This is a genomic window from Polaromonas sp. P1_G4, from assembly GCF_056405475.1.
Window position 1 is genome coordinate 1 of the sequence record NZ_JBFUCA010000321.1, and the last position, 4,936, is coordinate 4,936.

Here is a 4,936-nt window from a genome sequence, read left to right on the forward strand (position 1 = left end):
GACTTTATGAGGCCATAAATGCAAAAAGCACCGCATTGCGGTGCTTTTTTTCGGTGCCGGATTTGACTCAGGAGGGCACTTTTTTCAGCATTTCGAGGCCAATCTTGCCTTCTGCGATCTCGCGCAGGGCGGTGACGCCAGGCTTGTTCTTGCTTTCAATCTTGGCGGCATGCCCCTGGCTGAGCATGCGTGCACGGTAGGTGGCAGCCAGAACCAGCTGGAAGCGGTTCGGGATTTTTTCGAGGCAGTCTTCAACGGTAATGCGGGCCATGGTGATCTCCGGTGTGATCGATAACGGGGAAAGCGGGTGAAATCAGGGAATTTGAAGGGCCTGGAAGGTTTCGGCGCGGGCTCGCCGCTGGGCCGAAAACTTGAGCCGTTGGGCATGCACAATGGTTTTCAGGTCGAAAACTGCCCGCTCAAATAACTCGTTAATTATAACGAAGTCGAATTCCCGGGCCTGGGCCATCTCGGTGGCCGCGTTTTTGAGCCGCAATTCGATGACTTCGGCACTGTCTTCGCCACGCCGCTGCAGGCGCGAGCGCAACTCTTCCCAGCTTGGCGGGAGTATGAAAATCAGCACCGCATTGGCAAAAATCCGTTTGATGTTGATCGCGCCCTGAAAGTCTATTTCCAGAATCACGTCGGCGCCGGTGGCGATTCGCTCCTCAATGGTCTGCCGCGAGGTGCCGTAGCGGTGGCCGTGTACATGTGCCCATTCCAGGAAGGAGTCGCGCAGCACCATGCCGTCAAAGTCCTCGGGCGAGAGAAAAAAGTACTCCCTGCCGTGCTTTTCCTGGCCGCGCGGAGGGCGTGTGGTGTGTGACACTGCGGGCTGGATGCGTGAATCCAGTTCAAGAAGGGCTTTGACCAGGCTGGATTTGCCGGCCCCGCTGGGGGCGGCTACAACAAAGAGGTTTCCGGGGTAGTCCATGCGTCCTGGGCGGTGATTTCGGTGTTTTAGGCTAGGGGCGGGGCTATTCGACGTTCTGGACCTGCTCACGGATCTGCTCTATCAGCACTTTCATGTCGACAGAAATGCGTGTCAGCTCGAGGGAYGCCGATTTGGAGCCCAGTGTATTGGCTTCGCGGTGCAGCTCCTGGATCAGGAAATCCAGGCGCTTGCCCAGTTCCCCGCCGTTTGCCAGAAGGCGGTCAATTTCATCCAGGTGCGAGGAGAGGCGGGTGATTTCTTCCGCGACGTCAATGCGGATGGCAAAGGCTGTGGCCTCTGTCAGCGCCCGGTCCTGTGCAACTTCCGGCAGCGTGGCGCCGTCCGACAGCGCCATGGCTTCTTTCCAGCGTTCCAGGAAGCGGGTTTTCTGTTGCTCAACCAGTTTGGGCACCATGGGTACCGCCAGCGCTGCTAGCGCACGCAGCTGTCCCGTGCGGTCAAGCAGCATGTCGGCCAGCCGGGCGCCTTCGCGTTCGCGGGCCGCCATCAGCTCTTTCAAGGCCTTTTTGGCCAGCTTGAGCAGCTCATCGCTGTAGTCATGTGGTTTTTTGTCCTCATTGGTGGCGATCCGCAGAATATCTGCCACGCTGAGTGCGGGTGCCTGCGGCAGCCAGGATTTGATGCTGTCCTCCAGCGATCCGAGCCGTTGCAAGGTTGCCGAAGATGGCGCGCGCAGGGTGCCGGCCGAGGTACTTTCCAGCGAAACCCGCACTTCTACCTTGCCGCGCTTGAGCTTGCCGGTGAGCAATTCGCGCAATGCGGGCTCGGCCTGCCTCAATTCGTCGGGCAGGCGAAACGCCAAATCAAGAAACCGGCTGTTGACGGAGCGTATTTCGACGCCCAGACGGGAGCTGGCATCCGCGCCCGATTCAGTTTCCGGGGCGGATTGCGCCATGCTCGATTGCACGGCTGCATAACCCGTCATGCTGTAAACTGACATTTAAAAATACGCTTTACTAGAGAGAGAACAAGACCCAGACTGACCAAGTCATTCTGGCTCATCCCAAATTATGTCAAAGGTCAAGCCCGCACCATTGCCGCCCGACACCGTGATTGGTGGCTATCGTGTTGTGCGAAAGCTTTCAGCCGGTGGCTTTGGCGTAGTTTACTTGGCCGTCGACAACGAGGGCCAGCAGGTCGCCATCAAGGAGTACCTGCCGTCGTCCCTGGCTGGCCGGGCCCCGGGGGAATTGCTTCCGCAGGTCCAGGCTGAAAAGCTCTCGCTGTATCGTCTGGGACTCAAAAGTTTCTTCGAAGAAGGCCGTTCGCTGGCCCAGATTTCACACGGCTCCGTGGTCAGTGTGCTGAATTTCTTCCGTGAAAACGAGACCGTTTACATGGTCATGAATTACCTGGAGGGCGGAACCCTGCAGGATTTCATCATCACGGCCCGTGAGCTGAAAAAGCAGAAGGTTTTCCGCGAGTCGACCATCCGTTCGCTTTTCGACGAAATCCTTCGGGGATTGCGCATCGTGCACCAGCACAAGATGCTCCACCTGGACATCAAGCCCGCCAACATCTTCATTACCGACGATAACCGTGCCGTCATGATCGACTTCGGCGCAGCCCGAGAGGTGCTGAGCAAGGAAGGCAACTTCATCCGCCCCATGTACACCCCGGGCTTTGCTGCCCCCGAGATGTACCGCAGGGACTCCTCCATGGGTCCCTGGACCRATATCTATGCGATCGGTGCCTGCATTTACGCCACCATGCAGGGCTACCCCCCCAATGACGCGCCGCAGCGCCTTGAAAAAGACCGTTTGTCGCTAGCCCTGTCCCGTTTGCGTGGCGTGTATTCCGACAACCTGATTGAAGTTGTAGAGTGGTGCATGTCCCTTGACCCCTTGTCACGGCCGCAGTCGGTATTTGCATTGCAAAAAGAATTGAGCAGGGAAGGTGAGCGTCGTTACACCAAACTCACCGTCAGCGAAAAGGTTCGCCTTCAGTTTGACAATATGGTGTCTGACACGAAAAAAACAGCGCGCAAGGCCACTGGCTACGCGACTAAATTCAAATGAAATTCTCAGTCTTTCAGGTAAGCCGAAAAGGCGGGCGCGAGAAGAATGAAGACCGGATGGGCTATTGCTACACGCGAGAGTCGGGCCTGTTTGTGCTGGCAGACGGCATGGGCGGCCATCCTGAAGGCGAAGTGGCGGCGCAGCTTGCGCTGCAGACCATTTCCGCGCTGTACCAGAAAGAAGCGCGCCCTGTCATTGAAGACACCACCGAATTTCTTTCCACCGCGCTGATGGCGGCGCACCACCAGATCATTCGCTACGCCAGCGAAAAAGGCATGCTCGACACGCCCCGCACCACGCTGGTCGCGGCGATTTTGCAGGGCACCGGAGCCACTTGGGTCCATTGCGGCGATTCACGCCTGTATGTGGTGCGAGACGGCGAACTGCTGACACGTACCCGCGACCACTCCTACCTGGAGCAGCAGAGCGCCGGCGTCATCAAGCTCGAACGCATCAACCGCAACATCCTGTTCACCTGCCTCGGTTCTCCTACAAAACCTGTTTTTGACGTTGCCGGGCCCGTGACCCTGCAGCAGGGCGACAAGCTGCTGCTCTGCTCCGACGGTCTCTGGGGCAGCCTGAGTGACGAGGAAATTGTCCGCCAGCTGGCCGGCAAAGGGGTTTCGGATGCCGTCCCCGACCTGGTTGAAAATGCCTTGCGTACCGGCGGCGAACACAGCGACAACGTCACCGTGCTGGCCATGGAGTGGGAAACGCCTGACGCCTTCGAATCCACCCGGGGGGTGTCTACCGACAGCATCATGGACGGCGTTTTCGCCTCGACCATCCAGGCCGGCGTGCTGGATACCGTGGTGGACGACCTTGACGAAGCGACCATTGAACGCTCCATCGCTGAAATCAACGAAGCCATTCGCCGCTCAGCCGCAAGAAAAGCCTGATACCCCGGGTTAGCCGTTTCGGTGGCTGCGCCTTCGGCGCCGCTTGCCTCTCCCGTTTCCGCTCCATTCCAATTCCGTTCCCCCTCAATTCCGCCATTCAATCCGGCGCCTTGCCAGAAAGCCATCCACCATGAGTCAGTTTGAACGAAGCGGCGCGCGTGCGGCCGACGCCCTGCGCCCCGTGCGCATCACCCGCCACTACACGGCCTACGCCGAAGGCTCGGTGCTCATCGAGTTCGGCGGCACCAAGGTGCTCTGCACCGCCTCCGTTGAAGAAAAAGTGCCCGGCCACAAAAAGGGCAGCGGCGAAGGCTGGGTCACCGCCGAATACGGCATGCTGCCCCGCGCCACGCACACCCGCGGAGACCGCGAAGCCGCCCGCGGCAAGCAAAGCGGCCGCACCCAGGAAATCCAGCGCCTCATCGGCCGGTCGATGCGGGCGGTGTTTGACTTGAAGAAACTCGGCGAGCGCACCATCCATCTTGATTGCGACGTGATTCAGGCTGACGGCGGCACCCGCACCGCCAGCATCACCGGCGCTTTTGTGGCTGCGCAGGACGCCGTTAATACCCTGCTGGCCAGCGGCAAGCTCCAGCAAACCCCCATCATCGACCACGTCGCGGCAATTTCGGTCGGCATCGTGCGGGGTACGCCCCTGCTGGACCTGGAATACACCGAAGACTCCGCCTGCGACACCGACATGAATGTCGTCATGACCGGCGCCGGCAACTACGTGGAAGTGCAGGGCACCGCCGAAGGTGCGGCGTTCTCGCGCAAGGAAATGGACGCGCTGCTGGTTCTGGCCGAAAAAGGCATCGTCGAACTGGTCGGCATGCAGAAACAGTCGCTATCAAATTAATAGCTGCTCGCGCAGACCCCTATTGGCCTGGAGCCATTTTTTGCTTATGAAAATCGTACTTGCGTCGAACAACCAGGGCAAACTCGCCGAGCTCAAGGCCATGCTCCTTCCCCTGGGCCTGACGCTGGTCAGCCAGGCCGAGCTGGGCCTGCCGGAGGCTGACGAGCCCTTTCGCACCTTTGTGGAAAACGCACTTGCCAAAGCC

Annotated in this window: 7 protein-coding genes; 4 read left to right on the forward strand and 3 right to left on the reverse strand. The window is 59.3% G+C overall.

Going from position 1 to position 4,936, the window contains the following annotated elements:
- Positions 1–67 precede the first annotated feature (67 nt).
- Genes rpoZ through AC1D1X_RS15550 form a run of 3 tightly spaced genes read right to left on the reverse strand, consistent with a single transcriptional unit; the run spans position 68 to position 1,895 of the window.
- Positions 68–271: a DNA-directed RNA polymerase subunit omega gene (rpoZ, locus tag AC1D1X_RS15540; protein ID WP_011482283.1), complete on the reverse strand. Its 204-nt coding sequence runs from the start codon at positions 269–271 to the stop codon at positions 68–70.
- A gap of 42 nt (positions 272–313) precedes the next feature.
- Positions 314–934, reverse strand: a complete 621-nt coding sequence (gmk, locus tag AC1D1X_RS15545; RefSeq protein WP_477651217.1) for a guanylate kinase — start codon at positions 932–934, stop codon at positions 314–316.
- A 43-nt stretch (positions 935–977) separates the two neighbouring features.
- Positions 978–1,895, reverse strand: coding sequence for a YicC/YloC family endoribonuclease (locus AC1D1X_RS15550; protein ID WP_477668271.1), 918 nt, complete (start codon positions 1,893–1,895; stop codon positions 978–980).
- A gap of 70 nt (positions 1,896–1,965) precedes the next feature.
- Here AC1D1X_RS15550 and AC1D1X_RS15555 point away from each other — a divergent pair, with 70 nt between their 5' ends.
- The 4 genes from AC1D1X_RS15555 to AC1D1X_RS15570 form a co-directional block, all read left to right on the forward strand.
- Complete coding sequence (locus tag AC1D1X_RS15555; protein ID WP_477698599.1) at positions 1,966–2,973, forward strand: serine/threonine protein kinase; 1,008 nt, start codon at positions 1,966–1,968, stop codon at positions 2,971–2,973.
- Positions 2,970–3,872 carry a PP2C family protein-serine/threonine phosphatase gene (locus AC1D1X_RS15560; protein WP_457282179.1) on the forward strand — a complete coding sequence of 301 codons (903 nt, stop codon included), beginning with the start codon at positions 2,970–2,972 and terminating at the stop codon, positions 3,870–3,872. Before AC1D1X_RS15555 ends, AC1D1X_RS15560 begins: the two co-directional genes overlap by 4 nt.
- A 130-nt stretch (positions 3,873–4,002) precedes the next feature.
- A complete protein-coding gene (rph, locus tag AC1D1X_RS15565) occupies positions 4,003–4,731 on the forward strand; it encodes a ribonuclease PH (protein ID WP_477668270.1) in 729 nt (242 codons plus the stop codon).
- A 46-nt stretch (positions 4,732–4,777) separates the two neighbouring features.
- Positions 4,778–4,936 (forward strand): non-canonical purine NTP pyrophosphatase (locus AC1D1X_RS15570; RefSeq protein ID WP_477698600.1); only part of this gene is annotated, 159 nt, incomplete at its 3' end.